Raw genomic sequence first — 25,915 nt, 5'->3', positions numbered from 1 at the left:
ACTACATTATAAGAAATTTAATATAGCATAATTACTGTGTTTATCTAATTTATGTTTAGCAATTATTGTGAAAAATATATACAGTAAAACCCGAATCGCAAAACTACTAAAACACGATTCGGGTTTTGTACTATTTAGATTCTTTGCCTTCTACGAAGAGCATGTCATTGCGTTTTACGTCTGTGTAAAGTAATGCATTACATACGGAAGCAGCGATTGGGCTACCACCTTTGTTGCCTTTTACAGTGATGTAAGGAACCGGAGATACTTCCATCAAATAGTCTTTGGATTCTGCAGCACCTACGAAGCCTACAGGAATACCAATGATAAGAGCTGGTTTAATGCCTTCTTCTAAAGCAAGGCGCAATACTTCGTACAATGCAGTTGGCGCATTACCAATAGCTACGATTTGGCCTTCTAATTGTTTGCCAAATGTACGCATAGCTGCGATGGAGCGAGTCACGCCTAACTCTTTAGCCATTTTAGCTACGTTTTCGTCTTTAATCAAGCAGTGTACTTCGTTACCGCGAATTTTAAGAGCTGGTTTAGAGATACCTGTGCGAACCATTTCTACATCTGTATAAATATCTGCACCATTATCCAAGGCTTCAATACCTTTTTGAACAGCATCAGGGCTCATTTTTACAAGTTGAGCATATTCAACATCGCCAGACGCATGTACTGTACGAGATACAACGCGCACTTCATCATCTGTTAAGCCTAAATCCTTTACATAATCGTAAATGATTTCCATGCTTTTATCTTCAATAGCTTTAGGATTTTTAACGTAATCCATTAGTGTCCTCCCATAATTTAAAGAATTCATCATTTGATGATACCACGTGACTTTCAAGTTTAACACGGGGTCTATCAATAACAATAACATGGATACCAAGATCCATAGCTGCTTGTAATTTTGTATCAGCACCACCTACAAGGCCAGAGTTTTTCATAACTACAACGCTTGCCTGTGTATCGTGGAACATGATGCGGTTCATATCATAAGAAAATGGACCTTGGACAGCAACAATTCGTTTTGGACTTACATTGAGGTCTTCCATCATTTGTAACACCTCTGCGGTTGGCAAAATGCGTGTCCAAACTTCGCAATCTTGCAAGGCTTCAGACTTAGCAAAGATGTGCATTGTCTTACTACCAGTAGTCAAATACACATGGTTATTGTTTTCCTTTGCTAATTTTCCTGCCAAATTCGCTGCTTCTACTTCATCCACTACGATATGTAATTTATCATATTCTGGCAACGGCACCTCTTTACGTTCAAAGCGAACGAAAGGAATCCCTACTGCCTTTGCTGCATCTTGGGCAGTTGCCGTAACAACTGCTGCGTACGGATGGCTTGCATCGATTAATAGGCGCACATCGTGCTCCTTAATCAAGTTTTGCATAGCCTCTTGGTCAAGACGGCCCGTATGTACGGTAATGCCTTTATGAGCAGCAAGCTCTGCTCCATATTGGCTCACAACGGTAACAAGTACATCTTCACCTGTCCGTTCTTGGATATCTACCGCTAAGGTACGACCATCCAAGGTACCGGCAATGACCCAAATCATAATTTGTAGCCTCGAGGTGTAATCATACGACCATTTTCAACATATGTTTGACTGTTACCAATGATAACAAGTGTTTGCATATCTACTTCTTCTTTTGTGAAGTTTTCAAGGTCAGAGATTACCATTTGTTGACCTGAACGACCTGCTTTTTGCACAATGCCAACAGGTGTTTTAGGGTCGCGGTATTTAAGAACGATTTCACGAACTTCATCTAAGTGTGTGACGCGTTTTTTACTACGTGGGTTATATAAAGAAATAACCATGTCCCCTTGCGCACAAAGGTCAGCACGTTTTTTAATTAAATCCCATGGAGTCATCAAGTCACTAAGAGAAATAACTGCAAAGTCATGCATCAACGGAGCGCCTAAAACAGAAGCCGCTACGTTTACAGCACTAAGACCAGGTACGATGTCTACGGAAGGGCGTTTTTCTGCTGGCACTTTATTAGCAAGTTCCAACACAAGACCTGCCATACCATATACGCCAGAGTCACCAGAAGATACAACTACGACTTGATGACCTTCTACTGCTAAATCAACAGCTTGTTGGCAACGATCTACCTCTTGCATCATGGCAGTGCCTACAGTTTCTTTACCTTCGATAAGATCTTTAATCAAGTCAAGATAAGTCAAATAACCTACAACGCGGTCAGCTGCCAAAATAGCTTCGCGTGCTTGGGGTGTCATGAACTCTTCATCGCCTGGGCCGATGCCAATTACTTTGATGTTACCTGAGCAATGGCTACCGTTGTTTTGGGATAAATTGTTTTGTGCTGTATTAGTGTTCGGCTCTTGGCCGCTAGTAATGCCGTTGTCTCGCATACGTTTCCTACTCCTATAGTTCCTTTTACAAAATTTGATTCTTCTAATTTTTCTTCTTCAATGAGTGGTGCCATATCGTCCTGCGTATAGAACACGATAGGCCACCCCATAATTTGCATAGCCTCTAAAAGGCCTACTTCATCTTGTTTTACGATGACCGATGCAGCCGTTACGAGGCTCTTTGGTGAAAGCTTATGTACTGCTAGCGATTGTTGAATGGCGTCAAGGATCAATTCCTTTGGTGTGCCTCGACGACAACCAATACCCATCGTATACGTACGAGGGCGCAAAATCAATTGATGAACATATTCGGTAATTACTTTGTCCGTAATGACTACGCGAGAAGAATCCTCTTCAGCGCTTTCATTTTTACATGGTGTTTCACCAAGTTGCTCCATAGAAACAACATGAACCGATCCATGTTCGCCAATATGAGCTTTCGCAGCTTGCTCTAAATGTGCTGCATTCGGTAAGCTTGCATCGATATAATAATCAATACACTCTCCCCCAACGATGGCAGAGTTCACATTGATTAAGGTTTGAAAATCATCTACCAACAGATGCTCGTGGCGTGCCAACACGTCAGGCGCTGGCAATCCGTTTACATCCGTAGCCGTCGTAATAACAGGGTCCGCATCAATGGCCAGCGAAATGGACTGCGTCCATTCGTTGGCGCCCCCAAGGTGCCCAGATAATAAACTGATTACATGATGCCCCACTTCGTCCATTACGACTACCGCGGGATCTTTGGATTTATGCTCAATATATGGTGCAATCATGCGCACTACGATGCCAAGCGCCATAATACATAATACTTGGTCGTAATCCTTGAAAATCTGTCCAATATGGTTTTTGAGGGAATCAAAATAAATAGCCTCACCACCAGAAGGACGGTTTCCTTTTTCAAAGCAATCCGCATGAGGTGCCACCAAAGACTTGATGCGTTGCCCCAGCTTTGCTCCTCGTTCGGAAACAGAAAGAATAGCCGTTCTATTCTTCTTAGCTCCCGTCGTAGGCACAACAGTTTCTAGATCTTTCATCTTACTAGTCCTTAGCACTGCGGTACATGTGAGCAAAGCCTTTATCATAGAGTTTAGATAATTCGTATTCACTATCTAATACATGACTTACTACAATCATAGCTTGGCGCAATACGCCTTCTTTAGCTACAATATCCGCAATGGTTTCCAATGTGCCACGGATAATGCGTTGGTCTGGCCAAGAAGCTTTTACCACGATAGCCACTGGAGTTGTTTTGTCATAACCACCCTCGATGAGTTCAGCTACAACCTTATCTAACATTTGAACGCTAAGGAAAATACACATTGTCGCTTCATGAGATGCTAACATGCGCAATTTTTCCTTTGGAGGCATCGGTGTACGACCTTCCATACGCGTAATAATAACTGTTTGAGATACATTTGGTAATGTATACTCTTGTTTCAAAGCCGCTGCTGTAGCAAGGAAAGAGCTTACACCCGGCACGACTTCATAAGAAATGCCCATGCCAGCCAATGCATCCATTTGCTCTTGAATAGCACCGTAAATAGCAGGATCACCTGTGTGAAGGCGAACTACACGTTTACCAGCCTCAACGGCAGCTTTCATAACAGCTAAAACCTCATCAAGGTTCATCGTAGCACTGTTATGGATTTCACAACCTGGTTTACAAGCCTCTAAAATGGCAGGGTTTACCAAGGAACCCGCATAAATTACAACATCTGCCTCTTGCACTAAACGATACCCTTTGCGAGTAATTAACTCAGGATCCCCAGGGCCTGCACCTACAATATGTACGTCAACCATATTACTCTCCTTCTGCGATACGCGTTGCAGATACAATGAAAATTGGACTCAATGGGTCTAACAAATGATAGGGACCAGCCTTGCGGTAACGGCTGATGGACATTTGGTAACCTTCATACGTGAAAGGACGACCTTTCAACTCTTTCAAGATTGTATAACCAGTCTCCATCGTTACAGCAGTTACTACTAGACGGCCACCTACTTTTAAAAGACGTTGCGCTTCGTCCATGATGCCTGTCATGCCACCAGCGCTACCACCGATGATAACCGCATCAAGCTCTGGCAATTCTTCCATGCCTTCAGGAGCTTTGGATTTGATTACGGTCATATTATTTACATTGAATTTCTTTATATTCTCATTGATAAGGTCGATACCTTTATCAAAGCGCTCAATTGCATATACATGCCCTTTAGGAGCTGCCAAGGCTGCTTCAATAGAAATAGAGCCCGTACCAGCACCTACGTCAAGGACTATGCTATCCTCCTCGATGCGTGCCTCATTCATAACGGCTTTGCGAATTTCGCACTTCGTCATCGGCACATCGCCGCGGATAAACTCCTCATCAGGAATTCCGAAAAAATGTCTCATCCTAGTACCACCATTACAGAATGACCAAAGCCTTCGAGCTCAGTTAATACCTCTAGCGTAGAGTCTACGATTTTTTCATCATCATAACTCAAGCGCTCAAGGGCTGCAGCTCTCGTTTCTTTTGGCCAACCTGCATCTATTAAAATACGCGCAATATGCGCTGGATTATATTCAGGATCCGTCAAGAATCCCATCTTTTTACCTGCTTCATACACGAGTTTCTCTGGAGCCGGTTGGCGCCCATGAAAACTCATCAAGTCCGCATCATGCCATACCTCATTAAGACGGGCAAAGGCAAAGGTCATAGAACTAATGCCTGGTACCACCTCAATAGGATTAGCAGAGAATTTCTTCTTTAAATAGGGCAACAAGCTATAATAGCCTGTATCACCACTAACCATAACCACCACGTCATGGCTCTTAAGCTCATGCTTAATTTGTTCAGCTAGTAAACTAAGTTTACCCGTTACAGGATATGTAATTTGTCCAGGCTCTTGAAAGTCCTCTAAGGACCGTTCACTACCTACCAGTACTGTAGCATGTTTAATTAAATTAAGACCTCTAGGCACCACATAATCAGGATTACCCGGACCAATGCCTACGATATACAAGGTATGTGCCAATGTTCAAGTTCTCCTATCTCTTTTGCATGTTTATCCATTGCCAAAATCTCGCCTTTTAAGGTCGTAATGATGATACCCACCTCTGCTTCGTTAGCTATATAACGCTCACTACGTAGAGATGCACGATCTACAACACGTTGGTACACACCAGTCAGGCCTTCTCGCTCTAAGATAGGGAATGTAGACTCTGTAGTTTGGCAACTAAATAACTCTTCACAAACTGCTTGCGATGCCCCTTCTAAGGCAGCATAGGCCACGATGCTCTCCATACGTCCATCACTCATGCGATTATGAGTATGGAAGCTACCGCTAGCTAGTTTGATTAATTTACCGATATGACCGATGATTAAGATTCGCTTGAATCCAATCTGTACAGCCTTTTCAAGCATAAATCCGATAAAATTACTCGTTTCTGCCATTTGGTTCTTATGAATACCTAATACTTGCTCTGCAAGATCTTGACCGATACGCCCCGGTACGAGAACAGCTGTTTCACATCCGTTAGCCTTCATAACTTTCAACTGTGGCACTAACGAGTTCTTAAACCCTTCTTCACTCATAGGCTTAACAATACCGGTAGTACCAATAATGGAAATGCCACCTTCGATACCAAGTGTATGATTCAAGGTTTTCTTCGCTAATACCTTACCATTAGGAACACTAACGGTTACCGTTACACCTTGACCATGGACACAAAGCTCTTCAAAGACGATGTTCATCATCGTCCGAGGTCCTGGATTGATAGCCGGTTCACCTGGCGGCATAGCAAGACCTGGTTTCGTTACGGTACCTACACCAAAGCCTGCTCGGAATCGTAGCTCACCAGTATTATCAAGGGTCACTGTCGTTTCCACATCATTGCCATGAGTTACATCAGGATCATCGCCCCCGTCTTTCATAACGGTCACCTTCGCCTCTGTATCGGATATAACCTCTACCGCTTTAATAGGCACCTCAATATACTGCCCTTGAGGATTTTCAATAACCACTTGGTCCACAATATTCTTATCTAAGAGGGCCAATAAACCAGCTTTCATACCTGCCGTAGCACATGAACCTGTGGTATATCCACCCTTCATGTCCTCCACTCTCATAAGGCCTCCTACACTAATAGTATTAGCGACTCAAACGAGTCTAACTACCCCTATCCTATGGACATATAGTATTAAGAACGGAAGTTAACGAATTGCAATTCTACAGGGATATCCAATTGTTTTAACATTTGGATTACTGCTTGCAAATCATCTTTATCCTTACCAGATACGCGCACTTGATCCTCTTGGATAGATGCTTGTACCTTAATTTTCATGTTTTTAATTGCTTTTACTACTTCTTTAGCATTTTCTTTAGTAATACCTTTTTTAATAGTAATGATTTGGCGAACTGTTGCACCTGCTGCTGGTTCAACTTTACCGTAGTCAAGATTTTTAATCGCTACGTTACGTTTAACCATCTTGCCTTTTAAAACATCGATAATGGCATTCAATTTATATTCATCATCACCGATGATTTTGATAGTGTCGCCTTCAAGACTAATTTCTGCTTTAGAGCCACGGAAATCATAGCGCGTACCAATCTCTTTTTTCGCTTGGTTTACCGCATTATCCACTTCCTGCATATCCACTTCAGACACAACATCAAAGGAACAATCTTTAGCCATTTTATACCTCCTACACCTGAACCTGTTGGGCATAAGGTTCATAGCATTACTTTCATCATCCTCATATTCCAAGTGAAAGTGTAAAACTACACCAAATCGGAATACATCTCTATAATTATACCTTAAAATACGCTTATTTTCTAGGTAAATCGATTTTCTTAATTATAATTGTTAGCTATGTATTAATGAAGCTTTTATAAGTATAGTGAAAGTTCTCTAATACGGTTATGCAACGCAATATACAAGACAATAATATAAAAAACTAGCAACATACATAATACATGTACATTGCTAGTTTCTGTATAACGCTATTATGTTGTATTTAGTTTATAGCTAAGAACTATAACTAAAAATACTAATTAAGCCAAAACTAAAGACAATACAAATTCAAAGGAATTCTACAACCAATTATATTATAAAACGTTTACCGCATCATATGTAGGTTGTACAAGCCATTCGCCTTTGGAGTTCATGATTCCCCATTTGCCTTTAGACTTAACAGAGCTGAAACCATGGTTAAAGGACTTAGCGTCTTCAATAATTTTGTTTGTATCTTTAAATAAAATATGACCATTATTATCTATAATTGTATAGCCCTCTTTACCAGTATGAACCCATGTTACAGTATCGTTGTTGAACGGTTCAATAGTTGCTTCTGTTTGAGCAGAATACAAAGATTTACCACTATTCATATCGATAAGGTTTTTAACATGATCTTTCACAACCACTAAACGATCAGTCCCTGCAAAGGAAATAGAATCATATTTGAAGGTTACTACTTGCTTACCTGTTGATACATCGAAAATGCCCCATTTCTCAGTCTTATTGTCTCTTAACGCTAATAGACCATTTAATTTATCCATTTCACCTGCATCATAATCGCCTGGTTGAATAACAACTTCACCTTTACGGTTCACAAAGTATAAGTTACCAGCATCTTTAATTACCGTACCATAAGCTGTGATAGGCCATACTTTATCTTTTTTGCTGTCAATTACAATATTACCAGAACGATCAATATAGCCACGTTTTGCACCATCATAGGCAAAACCACCTACGTGATAATGTTGACCACCTAAAAGCGCACCTCCAAGGATACCGCCCACGATGAAGCCACCTACAAGGCCACCTAAATTAAAGCCACTCACGGAGCGGCGGTATTCAGCTAGACCATTACGGTATCTATATACCTCTTTAGATGGAGCATTAAATAATTCTTTACCAGTACCATCAATCGCTACGATTTTACCTTTAGCATTTTTAACAAAAGCACGGTCTTCGCTAAATCCAGTCACGATTTGACGGAATTGTGGAGCAATCACTACTTTATCATCAGTAGTTTTAAAGCCATATTTACCTTTTTCTTTAAACTCTACATAAGAATCACTTGCATACTCTTGAGTTGCTTCTTGTTTTACTCGTTCTTTTAAAGCTTCCTCTTCAGAGATTTCTATACCCTTAGGGGTAACCCAAGTGTCTGTTTTCTTATCTACTTGAGCTAACACATTGCCCGTTTTATAATCAACATCTTTAATTTCTTTATACTTAGGCTCAATGGCAACGGTACCATCTGGACGGATAACACCCCATTTACCACCTTGTTTCATAGCTGCCAATACACCATGTTCAAGGACTTCGTCATTTTTGAAAGTAGTGCCTTTACCAGATTTTAAAGATTTAGGTGCATTGCGATAAGGATTTAATGCGCTCGCCACATCAGCTGCGATATAGCCAGAAAGTGCACTACGCTCTTCAATTTTTTGAGGAGTCATAACGCCTACACTAGCTTTTGTATTTTTAGTGGAGCTAGAGCTCTCTGTACGAACAGTAGAAGTTGATGTAGTCGTTGTATGTTCCTCACGAGTTACACGTGTACTAGTAGATGTTGGTGTATCGTGGTTTGTTACCGTTGTGCTACTAGTAGATGTTGTAGTAGATGCCGCAAAAGTTGTTGTAGACATAGCCGCTAACACACATGCGACTAATACAGATTTCTTGTTAATATTCATAAACCTCTCCTTTTATAGAATAAGCTATAACCATACAGTCGTTAACATACATATATAGTTCATAAAATATACTGTATAACTAAACACACGGTTTTACAGTAAAAAAAGTTCACACATAAATAATGTATAAAATTTAATAATTCAAATTATACTATATGGACCTCCATAAAAACAACGAATCATGAAAAATTCTTCATTTTTATTTTATTTGTTATAATAATACGTATGAAAGTAGCAACAATAATCGACTTAATTGTAGATTCTGATGTACACACACAATCTATAAATCATGTTATAAAACAACAGCATATCTCCCATCGCATGAGACGACGTTTACGAAGTGATGCCATCATAACAGTTAATGGTAAACCTGCTACCTGGAATACGCTTATTCATGGTGGTGATCATCTCATTATGAAGTTAACACCAGAGCAAGAGTTTAGTTTAAGCCCTATGGAACTAGATATCATATATGAGGACGAATATATTTTAGTCATTAATAAGGCGGCTGGTATTCTTATGCACCCTACTTCTACCGTACGAGATTATACGCTAGCAAATGGTGTACTTCATTACTACCAAGAAACAAATCAGCATTATGATTTCCATCCCGTACACCGATTAGATAAGGATACCTCAGGTATTGTTATCATTGCTAAAACATCAGTGGTCCAACATGCTTTTGATAAAAAACACACCCATTTTTACAAAAGCTACGACGCCATTGTAGAAGGACATCTCCCTTCTGTGCCTATAAGCATTAACTGGCCTATAGGTCGTAAACCAGGCAGTATCATTGAACGTTGTTGTACAGACCAAGGAAAGCCGGCTCGCACGGATATAACAGTAGTTAGTAAAAATATAAGCAAAATTAACTATAGTAAAAACAACTCTGATGATATGATTAATAATAGTAATATATGTCCAGCTGACAACTCTATAATAGCTTATAATCACTTTACTCATGTGCAATGCTTATTACACACAGGGCGCACTCATCAGATTCGAGTTCATTTATCTCAACTAGGGTATCCACTAGCTGGTGATGACTTATACGGTGGTCATCTAGAATCTATTCAACGCCAAGCACTGCATGCATCGCGCATAAGCTTTTACCATCCCATAACAAATGAATGGCTCGAACTGCATGCAGAGATGCCAGAGGATATGAATGTATTGCTGAATGATTGATCTGATATAACACCACTAAATAAATGCTAACACACAGAAATAACCCACATGGGTCACAAAATAAGACGAAATTTATGCATTAGTTATACAAAAAATATTGGCCCTTTATAGTGTTTCTTGATATACTTAACTTGAATTGATATATGATTGCAATAACAGAAATTCATCTAGTTCTTACAAGCTAGAAATATTAGCAGTCACGGTATTAATAACATGATATAACAGGCCCTATGGCCAAGGAGGACAACATGCCATTAGTTACTACTACAGAAATGTTCAAAAAAGCCTATGAAGGCGGCTATGCTGTTGGCGCTTTCAATGTAAACAACATGGAAATCGTACAAGGTATTGTAGATGCAGCAAAAGAGGAACAATCTCCTCTTATCTTGCAAGTATCTGCAGGCGCACGTAAATATGCTAAACATATTTACCTTGTAAAACTTGTGGAAGCCGCTCTTGAAGACAGCAATCTACCAATCGCTCTTCACCTTGACCACGGCGATTCCTTCGAAATTTGTAAAGACTGTGTAGATGGTGGTTTTACATCTGTTATGATTGATGCATCTCATCATGATTTCGATGAAAATGTAAAAATCACAAAACAAGTTGTTGAATATGCTCACGCTCACGGCGTTGTAGTAGAAGCAGAATTGGGCCGTTTAGCAGGCGTTGAAGATGATGTAAACGTATCTGATGCAGATGCTCGCTTCACTGATCCTGAACAAGCTGCTGAGTTTGTCCATCTCACAGGTGTAGACTCCTTAGCAATCGCTATTGGTACTAGCCACGGTGCATACAAATTCAAAGGCAACCCTTACCTCGATTTTGATCGTTTGAAAAAAGTTGGCGAATTATTGTCTAACTTCCCAATCGTATTGCATGGGGCATCCTCCGTATTGCCTGAATTCGTAGCAAAATGTAATGAATTTGGTGGCAACATCCCTGGTGCACAAGGCGTACCTGAAGAAATGCTTCGCAAAGCAGCTCAAATGGCGGTTTGCAAAATCAATATTGATACAGACCTTCGCCTCGCTATGACTGCATCTGTACGCGAATACTTGGCTCAAAACCCATCTGAGTTTGACCCACGCAAATATTTAGGACCTGCTCGTGATGCTATTAAAGGCATGGTAGCTCACAAAATTAAAAATGTATTAGGTTCCTCTAACAAACTATAATCAATGGCTAGTGGATTTTTAAAAGGAACCTTAATTTTAACAATTGCCGGTTTCGTAGTGAAAGCCATCGGTAGTATCAACTGGATTCTTCTATCTCGCATCTTGGGTGGTGAAGGCATCGGTATCTACCAGATGGCCTTTCCTATCTATTTGTTACTATTACAAATTTCGAGCGCAGGTGTGCCGATTGCCATCTCTATTTTGACGGCAGAACGATTAGCCTTACACGACTTTGGTGGCGCTAAGAGAGTATTCAATATTTCTTTTACAATGTTGACTATAACAGGTTTTATCGCCAGTCTTGCCATGTACTTTGGTGCAGATTGGTTAATCTCTAGTGGTCTCATTGCTGAAAGCCGTGCCTACTACTCTATCATCGCGCTCGCTCCGGCAGTATTCTTTGTAACATGGATTTCCTGTTTCCGCGGATATATCCAAGGCTATGAAATGATGACGCCCACAGCGATTAGCCAAATTGTAGAACAATTGCTACGGGTTATCGTTATGCTCGGTGCTGCTGCTATTTTATTACCTTACGGTTTACCAGCCGCAGCAGGTGGCGCTAGCTTGGGTGCAGGTGTAGGTGCTTTTGGAGCCTTCCTGGTGCTGTTGTATTATTACTACAAATTACCTAAGGCTAGTAATACTGGTGAAAGCTATGATGGCCCTCGTGAATCAGCTAAAGAAATTTTGTCACGACTCTTAACATTGTCCATACCAATTTCCTTAGCAAGTATCATGTTACCGTTGACGGCGAATCTCGACTTGCTTATCGTACCACGTCGCTTATTAGATGCTGGGTTCCCGATGAACGAAGTAACAGAGCTCTTCGGTTACCTTACTGGGATGGCGGTGCCACTCATCAACTTGGCTACCATCATTACCGCAGCCCTTGCAACAAGCATTGTACCAGCTATCTCTCATGCCTTTGCAAAACGCGATCATCAAGGTATCTATGATCGCACTGCAGGCTCTATGCGACTAACATTTATGGCAACCGTACCATTTACAGTGCTATTGTATGTACTTGCTGCCCCCACTGTTACACTGATTTACAATGCGCCTAAGGCAGAACTAGCAACGCAAATCACGGCGTTCTCGATATTCTTCCTAGGTGTACATCAAGTAACAACAGGTATCCTACAAGGTCTCAACAGACCACGTATTCCAGTCATAAATATGGGGATTTCCCTCATAATCAAGGTCATCCTTAACTGGACACTGACTGCTATTCCTTGGCTGGGCATCGGTGGTGCCGCTTGGGCAACCGTTGCTGACATAGGCTTTGCCGCATTACTCAACTTAATTTATATCAAAAAATACACAGGCTACTTCCTTGATATTTCCCTTCTTTGGAAAAACGTGGTCAGTGCCGGTGTTATGGGTATACTTATTTTCATGAGTTACCATTACTTAATAGACATCCTACCAATGTGGGCCAACTTTATACTCACTGGTATCGAAGGCTTATTGCTCTACGTTATTATCATGGTCCTTTTAAAAGGCCTTAATAAAAATGATGGTGCTAGCATGCCACTCGTTGGTAGATTCTTTAGATAAGCTCTATATACTTACATAAAAATAGGTTCCTAATAGTCACCTATATGACCATTAGGAACCTATTTTTATTTCCTTATTTTAATCTTTTCCTTATTTTAAGCCTGTATACCTATCATTGTCAAAATTTCCATAATGATTGGAATTACTACAACAAATAGTATGGTACTAATCATGACTAGACCTGTAGCAAATGGCAAATCAGCTTTTGATTCATTAGCTACAATTGGCAATACTGCAATAACAGGTCCTGCTGATTGTACAACAAAGGTAATAATTGCAATTGGTTCTAGAACAATGCCTGCTCCATATTGTAAAGCCGTAATCAAACAGAACATGATAATCGGGGAAATAACAAATCGTCCTATAATCCCACCAATGGAGTCTTTATTTAAACGCATGCTTTTTAAGCCCGCATCATGAAGTACAATACCAATATAAATCAAGGATAATGGGGTTACCATATCACCTAAATAATTCAAGGTAGTATGCAAAATTGGAAGTAAAGGAATTTCAAAGAACAAGAAAATTAATGCCACAAAAAAACCTATCAATGGTGGGGGTAATAACTTCTTCCAATTAAATTTAGGCTTCTTGCTTTTGCCTTCAGTAGATACTGAACTACTATTTAAACTATCAATCTTATGGAGGCCATTATTAAAATCTGCTTCAGAATTTGGCAGTGGATCTAGTTCTATAAGGAATACCCCTACCATCCATACGGAAATAGTGTTACCGATGTAATATAACAGGAAATACGGCAGCGCATCTTGCCCAAAGAGTGCGATTTGCACTGGTAACCCAATAAACAAGCAGTTATCATTTACTACCATATTGATAAAAATACCACGTCGTCCTCTAGGAACTTTCAGCATTTTCATCATAATGAACGCTACGATATATGCAATAACATATGTTAGGACAACCACTAACATGCCATATCGTAAATTCCATATATCTGAAGTATGTAGGTGATGTAATACAGATACAAATACTCCCGCTGGTAATGCAACCGACATGATAAATCGCGATAAATTACCACTAAATGTGGGATTAAACATACCCCTCCCTTTTAATATATATCCTAACAAAATAAGTAGCACAATAGGTATGATACTTTGCAAAGATGTTAGAAAAACCATAGTAAACCTCCCGTACAGTTCATTCGTAGTTTATCATATCATGTTTCGCAATAAACTTATACAACTATATCTTGAAAGAAAATATAGTAAAATGTATCAACTTTAACATATTTTCTCTATTATAAGTCTTATAATTATATCTATTAGTAGTGTTTTTATCCATAAAAATCTGATACACTAACATCAGGTTGTACAGATTTTTACACATATGAGGTGATATTATGACGAAACCATTTATTGGCATATCTGGCAATATCTTACGAGATAATGGTGGTCCTTACGTAGATTTATTGCGTTCTTACGTAAACCAAGACTATCCTCGTTCTATTGAGGAAACTGGTGGCATTCCTGTTATAATTCCATTTACCGAAAATCTTGATGTAGCTCGCGAAACGGTAGCAAAGCTTGACGGCTTACTATTATCCGGCGGTCATGATGTATATCCCCTTCACTATGGAGAAGAACCTCTGCAAGGTCTTGGTGATGTATTTCCGGAGCGCGATCAATTCGACTTTGCTTTAATTAAAGCAGCAGAAGAAAAACAAATTCCTATCTTTTGTATCTGTCGTGGCTTACAAATCTTAAATGTTTATCGTGGTGGTTCTTTATTCCAAGACTTAAAATATGATCAAAACTGTACAATAAAACACTCTCAGAATCAAACACCTTCTCTTGGCACCCATACTGTAAAAATTGATTCCAAATCAAAACTAGCTGGTGCTATAGGTTGCAATACTTGGATTACGAACTCCCATCATCACCAAACAGTAAAAAATGTTGGTAAAGGATTACAAGTTGTAGCAAGAGCTAAGGATGGTACTGTAGAGGGTTTAGAGGATCCATCTTATCCTTGGTTAGTAGCCTGTCAGTTCCACCCAGAAATGATGTCTACAAATGATGAAAATGCAAAGCGTTTATTTACTGCATTCGTAAAAGCAACTCAAGAAAATATAACTAAATAGTAGGAAGATTGTATCATGAAAGAAACAGGAAAATTTGGCTTTTGGAGTATTGTACTCCTTGGCATCAATGGTATTGTAGGAACAGGTATTTTCCTACTACCAAACAAAGCATATTCTATAATTGGTTCCGCTAGCTTAGGCGTCCTGTTATTTGACGCCGTTATCGCAGGTTGTATCGCCCTTTGCTTTGCAGAGGCAGCTAGCCTATTTACACGTAATGGCGGTCCTTATCTATATGCAAAACATGCATTAGGTGATTTCTGGGCCTTTGAAGTAGGCGTTCTAAAATGGATCGTCACCGTTATTGCCTGGGCGGCTATGGCCGTTGGCTTTGCTACAGCATTAGGTGCTGCAGTACCAGCTTTAAGTGGTGATTTTGCAAAGGATGTCATTTCATTTATCTTAATTGTAGGCCTTACCATTGTAAATATATTTGGTGTTAACGTATCCAAATTCGTTAACAACTTAATCACTATTTCTAAGCTAGTCCCTCTTGCCCTATTTATTGCAATTGGTATTTTCTTTATAAATGGAGCTAACTTTACACCAGTCTTCCCTCAAGACATCTATCTAGATGGATCATTTGCTCAAGCTGCGGTTCTTCTATTCTTTGCCTATACAGGGTTTGAAGTTATCGCCATTGCTGCAGAAGATATGAAAAATCCTAAAAAGAATTTACCACGTGCTATTATCATGTGTATGCTTCTTGTATCGGTTCTATATATGGCAATCCTTGCCGTATCCATTGGTGTACTTGGTACAGATTTAGCAAATACTAAGGCTCCAGTACAAGATGCATTCAATGTGATCGTTGGTCCTATTGGCATGTATATCGTATTAATAGGCACCTTAATCTCTATGGGCGGTATCAACTTTGCTGAAGCTTACTATGCGCCTCGTGTGGCAACATCCATGGCGGAAGATGGTATGCTACCAAGTGCTTTAGCAAAACGCAATCGTTACAATGCACCATATGTAGCAGCCATCGTTACTGCCATTGCCAGTGTATTACTTGCCTGGTCTGGTTCCTTTACAACACTAGCAGCCATCAGTGCGGTATCTCGTTTTACACAATACCTACCAACTTGTTTGGCTGTTATTATCTTCCGTCGTAAATGGGCAGACAAAGCACGTTCCTACACAATCCCTGGTGGCTACTTAATCCCAGTCATCGCTATCGGCACATCCCTATGGATGCTTGCCCAGGCTCAAACTAACCAATTATTATGGGGTCTAGGCGGCTGTATCGTAATCTTGCCATTCTACTACTCCTACTGGAAAAAGAAAAAAGCTGGTCTCATTAAAGACCATGACGAAATGTAAATAATACAAAAAACTACCAGTTATTCACAATATCTAGTGACTTATCCTTTCATAGTAGAAGGTCTGTTTAAAAGATATATGTTTAACTGGTAGTTTTTATTTTATCTATTAATCGTAATTAAATTAGCTCTATCAAAAGAGTCGTATCGACTAATATAGATCCTCTTCTATAATAGTGTCCTTCGTTAAGTCCTCTTCGATATAACCAACTTCATCGGTAGCTTCGTCTTCGTCACGTGTATCGATATAGATACTAATAAGGGCTAATGCGCCTTCTTCATTGAGGGTTGCAATGGTACTCATAGGCCCATAGGTTAAAATAAGACCATCTTCTTCATCGCGAATGATATGAGGCACCGCATCAAAGTGTTGGTTCATTAATTGATCAAAGTAATCCTCTACATCTAGGCCGCTTTCAAGGGTTATAGATTCAGCATCGCCTTTTTGGAATACAACGCGTGTGTCTTCATCGATATATTGATAGAAATCGTCTACATCAACATTCGCGGTTTCAAGCCATATACTAAGGGCTGTAGTCCAGTCTTTCACAGTAGTAGGCGCAGAAATAAAGGCATATTCGCTTTCATCAGTGCCAAAACGAAGATCATCATACTCGATACTATAATTTTCTTGGCTTGAAACGATACGATCTACAAGTCCTTCATCATTTACGTCTACAAAAATCATGTACACGTAATTATCGTTACTTTCATAGGAAACGGTTAAACCATGACGCCCCTCGTGAAATAACGCATCCTCCTCATACACATCAGTAATATGCATGACCTTGCAAGTAACAGGTACATTATCAGCCTTGATGGACTCAGTCATAGAGGACAAAAACTCAACAGTTTCATTGCGGTTTCGTCCAATGATGCCACGGCCTGTAGACAGATACTCACAATCTTCACTTAACATATGTTCAATACCGTGAATATCTGCGGATTCAAGAATAGATTTTATCAATAAAAGAGCTTGTATTTCAGTCATTCTACTTCTCCAAATGTTTTTTAACTATATCTTCAATATTAGCAATATCAATATTACCCTTGAACTTCTCAGGAATAGTAACTAACTTAATATCAGTTAACATATTACGAAGTTGCTCTTTAGTATAGGGCATATTCGTATCATAATTTAATACACTAGTGAAATTCGTTTTTCCATCTTGTGTATAGAATAACATCATCCCCTCTTTATTAGCCTTTTCTTGTTCCACTAAAATGCCTGGCACACCATCATTCCATACAATGCGTTTAGCAAAGTAAACATAACCCTCAGGCGATTTAACCGAATTAATAATCACCTCATCCAAAAAGCTACTAAGCTCAATCGAATCTGCACTGCTTGCCTTCTCTACCGTTTCTACATAAACAGTGTGAGTTATACCAGAAGGGCTTTTATAAGACAAACCATTTTGAACATCTCTTACAGAACCTATAACTTTTGCATCATTAAGAATACGGTAGATAAAATTTTCACCCTCTTTTTTCGTTGTATGAGAATATGCATCACTATCTGTTAGTGGTTTTATAGATGGTAGCACGTAATTAACAAGTAAGGGACTGATTACCTGTCCCATATTCTGTTTGGCCTCAGTCAAACCTACATGATATCGAATAGTTGAATCATTAGCTAAAGCAAAGTTCAAATTAGAATAAAACTGAGCTTTATTATTTTTCTTAATTTTACCATATAAAGAATCCCAGTAACTATCCATTAATCCTGCATACGAAAAACTTGCACCATGAATATCTTCAGGTTTATAAGAAAGTGATCCAAACTCTTTTATGTTTGTTGGTCGTTCATAATCTTTACGTAAATCTTCTTCCGTAATCGAATCAAATGGCTTTCCCATGTAGTCAGAGCTTTGCCAATTCTGTTTATTTTCAACAATTAAGCCTATCGTCATATCATGTGAGAAAAGTTCATACGCTGTATATTTATCAGTTATATTATTTTTCTGCACTTTATAATAACTTATATAGGGTACAAGAAAACGAATTCCTTTTCCACTATGATCAATAATCTCTGTTTGTCCCTCATATATATTAAGAGGTCCTACATAGCTTTCTCGGATAACTGTTTCAGCCTCTTTTTCAGATAGACCATTATCTATATATAGCTGCTTAGTTTCATCATACAGCTTATTCTTTTGAAAGTCTCTCAAGGCTCCCTCTTGTATGCTTTTAATTGAAGAATCACTATGTATATAACTTTCATAAGCATTTACAGGAATTCTATGATCAGCACCGGGAATATTAACATCAACAGCCCCTACTAAACCAGTAATTAAGCTGATATATACTGAAAGTACTATTGTTTTACGAATCATTTATCTCTCCAATTTTAAAATTCCCAACTATAGTACGTTAATTGTAACATAGTCCAATTTTTTATGAAAATTTTCTTCGTCTGTCATATAATAGAATAGTTAATAATTACATTTGGAGGCTCCTATGAAATATACAACCATCGTTTTTGATTGCGACGGCACATTGCTCAATACAGCTACAGATTTAGCCAACGCCGTAAATCATGTACTACGTACACATAACTTCCCTGAAAAATCGCTAGCAGAGGTAAAAGCAGCACTCGGTAATGCAGTAACCTATTTGATGCGTCAATGTTTACCAAGTACAGTAGCTGATCATGAATTAGAGCCATACATTGAGGAGTTCAAAGCTTACTATGGTGAGCATTTAAAAGACACAACAGCTCCCTACCCAGGCATCCTAGATATGCTTGATGAATTGCGTGAGCAAGGTTATAAATTAGCCATCGTATCCAACAAAATCCAAGAAGGTGTAACACCGCTCAATAAAGAGTACTTTGGCGATCGTTTACCTGTTGCCATCGGTGAAAGACCAGGATTACAACGTAAACCTGCTCCAGACATGGTGTTACAAGCCTTGAAGGAATTAAACTCTCCCCCAGAAGAGTCTATCTATGTAGGTGACTCTGAAGTTGACGTAGCTACTGCAGAAAACTCCGGTCTACTTTGCATTGGTGTTACATGGGGCTTTAGAGAAGAATCTCTCCATCAAGAACTAGGCGTAACACATATTGCACGCAAAGCAGAAGATATTGTAAGCATTGTTGGAAACTTAAATAAATAATAATTTCCTTTAGGTAAAAGCATATTATAATAGTTTGAAAACTATATAAACTCTTGCACAATAAAAGAGGTTCCTAATGGTCACAAGTTGACTCATAGGAACCTCTTTTTAATTTACTTTTACTATACCCGTTCAGCTAAATATTACAGACTGACTAAATACATTAGGATAAACAAATATGGGCGTCTGATCAAATACACCTTATTTATAACTAAACCGCGCATCCATAATCATCTGGCGCAACTGCTCAATGCGAACACCATTTGGTAGCTTGTCTCTATAAAACTGCAACTTATAATAGTAACGAGTATCTTCATAATCAGTAACTAATACCATATCCGTCCTATTATGTAATGGCCAGCCATACATAAATTCGGCTAGTAAACTACGCACACCATCATTATCGACCTCTGTTACATCATACTTAATAGGCAATACCATCTTTGCAGTAGGTTCAGGAACCGTTCTATCTTTAACAATTTTTTCAATCTCATTATCTAAGGTCGCACTTGTATTATCAATAGTTCTAGCCTTCACATGCATGAAGACACCATCAGAGGTTCTAAAGGCTCTGCCATCTATATCTTTAGTTTCCCCTTTAGTCTCTACAGCATCCTTCAATACACGGAACTGATACGGTCCATAAAACTTGGTTGCTGTAATAGCATCTAATTCTTCATCATATTGGCCATTATGTACATTCGTAACATGTATGATAGGTCTTATATCCACTGCTTGTGAAAGCATTGGTGCTACAAAACATAAACCTAAAGTCAATAGCATAATATAACGTTTCATATGAGTTTCCCTCTCCCTAAAAACTATTATCTTATTTGTATTGTAACATAATTTATCTATCCTATAATAATAATTACAAAGCGAAAAAGGTTCCTATTGGTCACCTAGGTGACTATTAGGAACCTCTAATCTATTTACTTTTATTATCCACAACACTATATTGAACTTGAGGCCTCTAAATGGGTCCAGCCTTTGCTAATCTTCTAGAGATTGGCGGTGATCAATATGAGTACATTCAAAGTGTTATCATTAATGATTTCCTTTGGCATACTTGTGGCGACCATTATCATGGCAGCTAAATGAATTGACATCTAGCAAAAGTTAGCTTTTCACAGAATTAGGCTATGAAAAAAGGCCCGACTGTGAAGTCAGACCGTTTCTTCAACATTAAATTCTAGAAGCGAAGTCTGGCGACCAAACCATTTATGCCTCACTTTGATTTAAATTATATCATATCTAAACAAGGAAAGAAATCCAAAGATTTCTTTCCTTGTTTTCAATTATAAATCATCATAATGCATACGATAGTGACTTAGATCACCGACAAGATGTCCTTTCAATTGCTATATTTGTAATATATTCCTACTGGGCTGACGGATACGTAGAATTGACTACATGCACAGTAGCACACATCGTGTGATAGCCGACCGTCTGGGCAAGCTTTTGTTCAGATGGTCTTTTTTATTGCCTTCCCGTAACAAATGCTTCTTTATCTATATCTGAATATTCACCTATATGAAAGGAGTTTTCTTATGAGAAATCGTTGGTTTATTGCATTGGCAGCCATTGGTTTGCACATATCCATTGGTAGTGTATATGCGTGGAGTGTACTCACACGTCCTATTATGGCAGATATGGGTTTTACTTTATCGCAAACAACATGGACATTCTCATTAGCCATTTTAATGCTCGGACTATCTGCGGGCTTTCTTGGATCCTTTGCAGAAAAAATTGGCCCTAAGAAAAGTGGACTTCTCGCTATGTTATTCTGGGTAACGGGATTATTGGGTACGGCCTATGCACTTAGCATACACAATCTTACCTTACTCTATCTCTTCTACGGCATCATCGGTGGCATTGGACTAGGCATTGGTTATATAACACCAGTTTCTACACTCGTGAAATACTTTCCAAATCGCCCAGGATTTGCTACTGGTTTAGCTATTATGGGTTTTGGGTTTGCTTCTCTCATTGCAGGGCCTCTTATGCAATACCTTGTAGCTCAGGTTGGATTGGTAGATACTTTCATTATCCTCGGTGTAATCTATCTCGTAATTATGGGCGCCTCTTCGCTCTATTTGAAAGCACCTCAACCAAAACACCCAACTCGAACTACGAAAGATAAATCCGCCATGTACGTTCATACCCATGGCATGCTAGCCAATGATGCCATGAAAACTTGGCAATTCGGGGCCCTTTGGTGGGTGTTCTTTATTAATATTACCTGTGGTATAGGCCTACTATCCTTAGCGTCCCCTATGGCGCAAGAAGCCATTGGTATGACACCTACAGCAGCTGCATCACTGGTTGGTATCATCGGTATCTTCAATGGCGGAGGGCGCATTGCATGGTCTACTATCTCCGATTACCTTGGACGAGCACAAACTTACATACTATTCTTTATTATAGAAATCGTCGCATTCTATCTACTCGCCCAAACCAATAGTGCGCTAACATTCCAAATTTTAATTCTTCTCATTATCACATGCTATGGCGGCGGATTCTCCTGTATGCCAGCATATCTAGCTGACCTCTATGGTATACGTCAACTATCGACTATTCATGGCCGTATTCTAACTGCTTGGGGATTAGCGGGCATCGCAGGCCCTATGCTCGTATCATACTTTCACGAAGCAGGATATGGCTATACTACTGCTTTAGAATGTTTTGCCGCTCTATTTGTGTTAAATACAATTATTGCTATAATCTTAAAAATATACAGTAAACGAAGACTGCATAACTAATACGTACTGCCAAATAAGGAAATCTCCCTAGTTGCTATCATATTACAACTAGGGAGATTTTTTACTTATGTATATATCTTTTACAATTACTATTAAGATATGATCGAATTATAATAGTCGATTACATCCTTAAGGTTTATATATTCCTCACGAATATATAGACCATCAATGTGTTGTCTATCAACGTGTACTACAGTTCTCCTTTCACCTGATGTAGGTATGATTAAAGCATTTCTAATAATGGCATCTTTATATTTACCACGCAAATAATAGTAATAAAATGCTTGCTTATAATTAAATGCATTCACATCATTAGAAAAATACTTGGAATCAAACAATAAGATTAATGGTTGAGTTCTACTAGTTACAATTTTTAGGTAATGATCAAACTGTATTGAAAATCGACTACGTTCACCATTTTTACGTTGCTCGATATCCATGTTATCTGGTTTTATTATATTTAGCTTGGTAGGTTGTAGCTCCGTTGTAATTTCATAATCATCACCCGAGATTAGTACATGATTAGACAAATACGAATGTACCATACGTTCCCAAAACCATTCAAAATACAGAGTTAGAAACTTAGAGGACTTACTATGATTACTTTTCCATTGAAAGTATCTTATCAAAGAGTTCAACAACAACCGTTCATGATCCTTGAAAAGACGACCAATTAATGTTTGTAATTTAGAGATGCAAAAATTGTACTCGTCAAAAATAGGATTATAAAATTTACGTTTATAAGGATGGATATCATCTAATAAAGATTGAAATGATTTATAAAAATCATATAAGACATAATCCATACACTCAGTTATAAAAATTGACTCATCATATTCACAGTTAACTATAAATGGAGAATATATAAAATTTCCATCACTTAATAAAGGACGAATTGAATTTATTGTTTGATGCCAATTGATGTGCCCTTTATAACCTTTAGAGGTATCCCTTATTTGACGATGATATAATCCAAGCTCTAAATAATATCTAAGAATATAATGATATGCATCTACAGGAATCGTGTCAGTTAATTGTCCAGGCTCAACCCCATACAATTGTCTATCTTGCTCTATAATATGTAATATATCTTTCATCGATTGTAATATCCATAACTTCTCATCTCGTGAAGTGACTTTACCAACATTATAGTGCTTAGGAAAGGATAGTAGAATATTACCTTCTTTCACTACCATCCCTACAAACGAGCAGCTCAACCTCTCATTATATCGATCACAATATGGATAAATATCCCAATCGTCGCAAAAAGACTCTGTCAAATTATCACCATCATTAATAATTTCAAAGTGATAGTCCAATACATCCTTTTCCATATCATAACTTCCCATATTGCTCGATTACAGATTTACTTAAAATATTTTCTCGCTTCTCAAATGCATAATATAATTGACTAAAAGATGTTATACCGTCAGCAAAAAGGCTTCCACTAGTATACGAAACACGCTCTACATCCTGCCATAAGTAATGTAATAATTTATTAGCAACTTGATCTCTATTTAAGTCATCATTACCTTTATCCTTTAAGAAGAAAGGCCCTAGCTGTTTGTCTTCTGCTAATCCTAAATCATTTATTATAACATGATTGATTGCTTGATATAGTTTTACCCACTCATACTGATTGTCACTTGTAAAATTAATACTAAAATTATTGACGTAGCCATTATTATTTGACTTAACAGGTTCAACTCCGACATATTTAAAATCGAATCTTCGTTTAAACGCAGTATCAATAACATTAACATTTTGATCACTTGTATTAACGGTACCTATGATATGTAAATTCTTTGGAATAACAATCTTATATCCTGGCTTTATAGCTCCATTTAAAATAAGGTATTCATAAATGGATTTATTGTTAATACCATACATGCTTTTACCTGTATCATCTCTATCCAATAGCTGGAATATGTCACCAAAAATACTAGCAATATCACCACGAGACATTTCCTCTAAAATAAGATATACATCTATACCACTATCTTGATTTCTTAACGCAGCAAATAGAGCAGTTGTAAAAATTCCTGGTACAAATTCATAAGAAATTTTCCCATCTTTTGTTACAGGCATAATATTACCTACAAAATCAAAGTAAGAGTAATCACGATAAATAGTGGTACGGAAAACATAAGGGTTATCATCACATTCATTGAAGCTTGGATAACTTTGTCTTATTAAAAAGCTTATACTATAACTTTTGCCAGTACCAGGTGCACCATACAACATTATCTGTAGTGGATGTTCTCTTTGATCTATTGGTAAAAATATTTTACTACTTTTTATAAAGGGTGATAATTTAGGTATAATACTTTCAAATTTATTAATAATAATATCTGCTTGAGTATCTGAAATTGAGGCAAGCCCACCTTGAAGATTTAATGAACTTCCATCATTAAACCAACTATTAATCTCATAAAGACTTATTGGGTTATCAAATTTATGTACACAACGTAATACGGCTTTGTTAGTTTGTAAATCAGGTAAAATTAAATAATCAACAATTTGAAAAACACAAACTATGGAACCCGCAGGTTGATTAGAGCCCGCTCCAGAATCTTTATTATACCCTAAGCCAAATCTTCCGATTTCTATGTTCTTTTCAGTTGCATAGTTGTACGTAACAACATCACCAACTTCAAGTTGATACCAAGAGAAACCAGATTCTTTAAAGTTTGCAGTTGCTCTCCATAACAATCTCTTTTCATTTTTTGCTACATTAGCTGCCTTTGTTTTTTTCTTAGTTATCTTTTTTCGTCTCGCTTTCCAATAAACTTGCGCTTTAGCCCTAATTTCTTTTTCCACATTTAATGTTGATATATCTAGTTCTTGACCTTTTGGTGTTAATAAAATACTACTATTTTGACCTTTACCCTCACGACTTAAAATACCTAAAACTTCTAGCTCTTTAATTGCAAGACTAAATCTTTTAGTAAAATCCTTATAAGGGATTCCTGTTTTCTCTGAAGTATATACAGCTTCAGCATATTCAGCAATATATGGATCCATCTTAATTATTTGAGAGCGTAATTCTGCTGCCGTTAATGGACTACTCGATTGACTAAGTATCGTTAAAATAGGTTTTATTAAATAAGAAACTCTTTCCTCTGTTGTTAAATTATCAATATACCCCATATTTTCCCCTACATTTTTCCAATAAAAAAGTATACCAAATCTTTTAATCTAGCTATATTACTTATATTTTATCATAGATAAATCAAATTATGAATATTTCATGAACCACAAAAATATAAATATTTAGTACTGAAAATAGAAAAGGTCCTAATAGACAAATTAATGACAATTAGGAACCTTTCATATTTTTACTTTTATTATTACTAACACTATATTGAGCTTAATCCCGCTAAATGACCCAACCGTTACTAATCTTCTAGAAATTGACAATGAGAGATTATATGAAAAAAGGCCCGACATAGAAGTCAGACCGTTTCTTCAATTCAATAAATCTAGAAGCGAAGTCTGGCGACCAAACCATTTATGCCTCACTTTGATATAAATTATATCATATTAAACCAAGGAGAGAAATCTAATGGTTTCCTTCTCTGTTCTTTTTACACCTAATAGAC

General features: G+C 38.0%; 24 protein-coding genes and 1 riboswitch. Of the genes, 8 read left to right on the top strand and 16 right to left on the bottom strand.

Going from position 1 to position 25,915, the window contains the following annotated elements:
* Positions 1–130: 130 nt before the first annotated feature.
* The 10 genes from E7L28_RS01265 to E7L28_RS01220 form a co-directional block, all read right to left on the bottom strand.
* Positions 131–796 carry a precorrin-8X methylmutase gene (locus E7L28_RS01265; protein WP_004696261.1) on the bottom strand — a complete coding sequence of 222 codons (666 nt, stop codon included), beginning with the start codon at positions 794–796 and terminating at the stop codon, positions 131–133.
* Complete coding sequence (gene cobK / locus E7L28_RS01260) at positions 783–1,571, bottom strand: precorrin-6A reductase (protein WP_316692011.1); 789 nt, start codon at positions 1,569–1,571, stop codon at positions 783–785. The genes E7L28_RS01265 and cobK overlap by 14 nt, the downstream gene beginning before the upstream one ends.
* Positions 1,568–2,257, bottom strand: a complete 690-nt coding sequence (gene cobJ, locus E7L28_RS01255; protein WP_298713373.1) for a precorrin-3B C(17)-methyltransferase — start codon at positions 2,255–2,257, stop codon at positions 1,568–1,570. Before cobJ ends, cobK begins: the two co-directional genes overlap by 4 nt.
* 29 nt (positions 2,258–2,286) lie before the next feature.
* Positions 2,287–3,432 carry a cobalt-precorrin 5A hydrolase gene (locus E7L28_RS01250; protein WP_278451682.1) on the bottom strand — a complete coding sequence of 382 codons (1,146 nt, stop codon included), beginning with the start codon at positions 3,430–3,432 and terminating at the stop codon, positions 2,287–2,289.
* Positions 3,433–3,436: 4 nt separating this feature from the next.
* Positions 3,437–4,198 (bottom strand): precorrin-4 C(11)-methyltransferase, encoded by a 762-nt coding sequence (cobM, locus tag E7L28_RS01245; protein ID WP_004696269.1) that lies wholly within the window; start codon positions 4,196–4,198, stop codon positions 3,437–3,439.
* Between the two features lies 1 nt (position 4,199).
* Positions 4,200–4,787, bottom strand: coding sequence for a precorrin-6Y C5,15-methyltransferase (decarboxylating) subunit CbiT (gene cbiT / locus E7L28_RS01240; protein WP_004697307.1), 588 nt, complete (start codon positions 4,785–4,787; stop codon positions 4,200–4,202).
* A complete protein-coding gene (cbiE, locus tag E7L28_RS01235; RefSeq protein WP_128114219.1) occupies positions 4,784–5,410 on the bottom strand; it encodes a precorrin-6y C5,15-methyltransferase (decarboxylating) subunit CbiE in 627 nt (208 codons plus the stop codon). Before cbiE ends, cbiT begins: the two co-directional genes overlap by 4 nt.
* Positions 5,386–6,504: a cobalt-precorrin-5B (C(1))-methyltransferase CbiD gene (gene cbiD, locus E7L28_RS01230; RefSeq protein WP_128114220.1), complete on the bottom strand. Its 1,119-nt coding sequence runs from the start codon at positions 6,502–6,504 to the stop codon at positions 5,386–5,388. The genes cbiE and cbiD overlap by 25 nt, the downstream gene beginning before the upstream one ends.
* Before the next feature lie 71 nt (positions 6,505–6,575).
* Positions 6,576–7,070, bottom strand: coding sequence for a YajQ family cyclic di-GMP-binding protein (locus E7L28_RS01225; protein WP_004696277.1), 495 nt, complete (start codon positions 7,068–7,070; stop codon positions 6,576–6,578).
* Between the two features lie 413 nt (positions 7,071–7,483).
* Entirely contained in the window at positions 7,484–9,079 is a 1,596-nt protein-coding gene (locus E7L28_RS01220) for a WG repeat-containing protein (protein WP_278451683.1), read from the bottom strand.
* Positions 9,080–9,304: 225 nt separating this feature from the next.
* On the opposite strand from E7L28_RS01220, the gene E7L28_RS01215 reads away from it, so the two are divergent.
* From E7L28_RS01215 to E7L28_RS01205, 3 genes are all read left to right on the top strand, one after another.
* Positions 9,305–10,270 carry an RluA family pseudouridine synthase gene (locus E7L28_RS01215; protein WP_278451684.1) on the top strand — a complete coding sequence of 322 codons (966 nt, stop codon included), beginning with the start codon at positions 9,305–9,307 and terminating at the stop codon, positions 10,268–10,270.
* A gap of 248 nt (positions 10,271–10,518) precedes the next feature.
* Positions 10,519–11,448 carry a class II fructose-1,6-bisphosphate aldolase gene (fba, locus tag E7L28_RS01210; RefSeq protein WP_278451685.1) on the top strand — a complete coding sequence of 310 codons (930 nt, stop codon included), beginning with the start codon at positions 10,519–10,521 and terminating at the stop codon, positions 11,446–11,448.
* Between the two features lie 3 nt (positions 11,449–11,451).
* Positions 11,452–13,008: a putative polysaccharide biosynthesis protein gene (locus E7L28_RS01205; protein ID WP_278451686.1), complete on the top strand. Its 1,557-nt coding sequence runs from the start codon at positions 11,452–11,454 to the stop codon at positions 13,006–13,008.
* 95 nt (positions 13,009–13,103) lie between these two features.
* Here E7L28_RS01205 and E7L28_RS01200 read toward each other — a convergent pair whose 3' ends face one another.
* Complete coding sequence (locus E7L28_RS01200) at positions 13,104–14,147, bottom strand: AEC family transporter (protein WP_060918796.1); 1,044 nt, start codon at positions 14,145–14,147, stop codon at positions 13,104–13,106.
* Between the two features lie 221 nt (positions 14,148–14,368).
* Between E7L28_RS01200 and E7L28_RS01195 the strand changes: the two genes are divergently transcribed.
* Both E7L28_RS01195 and E7L28_RS01190 read left to right on the top strand, forming a co-directional pair.
* Positions 14,369–15,109 carry a gamma-glutamyl-gamma-aminobutyrate hydrolase family protein gene (locus E7L28_RS01195; RefSeq protein ID WP_316062313.1) on the top strand — a complete coding sequence of 247 codons (741 nt, stop codon included), beginning with the start codon at positions 14,369–14,371 and terminating at the stop codon, positions 15,107–15,109.
* 15 nt (positions 15,110–15,124) lie between these two features.
* Entirely contained in the window at positions 15,125–16,432 is a 1,308-nt protein-coding gene (locus E7L28_RS01190; protein ID WP_316073186.1) for an APC family permease, read from the top strand.
* A 150-nt stretch (positions 16,433–16,582) separates the two neighbouring features.
* On the opposite strand, the gene E7L28_RS01185 is transcribed toward E7L28_RS01190, so the two are convergent.
* A complete protein-coding gene (locus tag E7L28_RS01185; RefSeq protein ID WP_077708530.1) occupies positions 16,583–17,422 on the bottom strand; it encodes a hypothetical protein in 840 nt (279 codons plus the stop codon).
* Position 17,423: 1 nt separating this feature from the next.
* A complete protein-coding gene (locus tag E7L28_RS01180; protein WP_316711408.1) occupies positions 17,424–18,767 on the bottom strand; it encodes a hypothetical protein in 1,344 nt (447 codons plus the stop codon).
* A gap of 124 nt (positions 18,768–18,891) precedes the next feature.
* On the opposite strand from E7L28_RS01180, the gene E7L28_RS01175 reads away from it, so the two are divergent.
* The gene (locus E7L28_RS01175; protein ID WP_205112480.1) at positions 18,892–19,551 is read left to right on the top strand and encodes an HAD family hydrolase; all 660 of its coding nucleotides are present in this window, start codon (positions 18,892–18,894) and stop codon (positions 19,549–19,551) included.
* A gap of 201 nt (positions 19,552–19,752) precedes the next feature.
* On the opposite strand, the gene E7L28_RS01170 is transcribed toward E7L28_RS01175, so the two are convergent.
* A complete protein-coding gene (locus tag E7L28_RS01170) occupies positions 19,753–20,349 on the bottom strand; it encodes a hypothetical protein (protein WP_227065242.1) in 597 nt (198 codons plus the stop codon).
* A gap of 225 nt (positions 20,350–20,574) precedes the next feature.
* On the opposite strand from E7L28_RS01170, the gene E7L28_RS09805 reads away from it, so the two are divergent.
* Complete coding sequence (locus tag E7L28_RS09805; RefSeq protein WP_223209338.1) at positions 20,575–20,652, top strand: putative holin-like toxin; 78 nt, start codon at positions 20,575–20,577, stop codon at positions 20,650–20,652.
* A 273-nt stretch (positions 20,653–20,925) separates the two neighbouring features.
* A riboswitch (ZMP/ZTP riboswitch) is annotated at positions 20,926–21,013 on the top strand.
* Between the two features lie 88 nt (positions 21,014–21,101).
* The gene (locus tag E7L28_RS01165; protein ID WP_077708535.1) at positions 21,102–22,313 is read left to right on the top strand and encodes an L-lactate MFS transporter; all 1,212 of its coding nucleotides are present in this window, start codon (positions 21,102–21,104) and stop codon (positions 22,311–22,313) included.
* Between the two features lie 92 nt (positions 22,314–22,405).
* On the opposite strand, the gene E7L28_RS01160 is transcribed toward E7L28_RS01165, so the two are convergent.
* Positions 22,406–23,647, bottom strand: a complete 1,242-nt coding sequence (locus tag E7L28_RS01160; RefSeq protein ID WP_187658821.1) for an LlaJI family restriction endonuclease — start codon at positions 23,645–23,647, stop codon at positions 22,406–22,408.
* A 1-nt stretch (position 23,648) separates the two neighbouring features.
* Positions 23,649–25,463 (bottom strand): AAA family ATPase, encoded by a 1,815-nt coding sequence (locus tag E7L28_RS01155; RefSeq protein WP_077708537.1) that lies wholly within the window; start codon positions 25,461–25,463, stop codon positions 23,649–23,651.
* Positions 25,464–25,915 lie beyond the last annotated feature (452 nt).

It is taken from the genome of Veillonella parvula (assembly GCF_032575955.1).
Classification (GTDB): Bacteria; Bacillota; Negativicutes; order Veillonellales; family Veillonellaceae; genus Veillonella; species Veillonella parvula_J.
The sequence above is the reverse complement of the archived record's forward strand: the minus strand, read 5'-3'. Positions and strand labels throughout refer to the sequence as shown.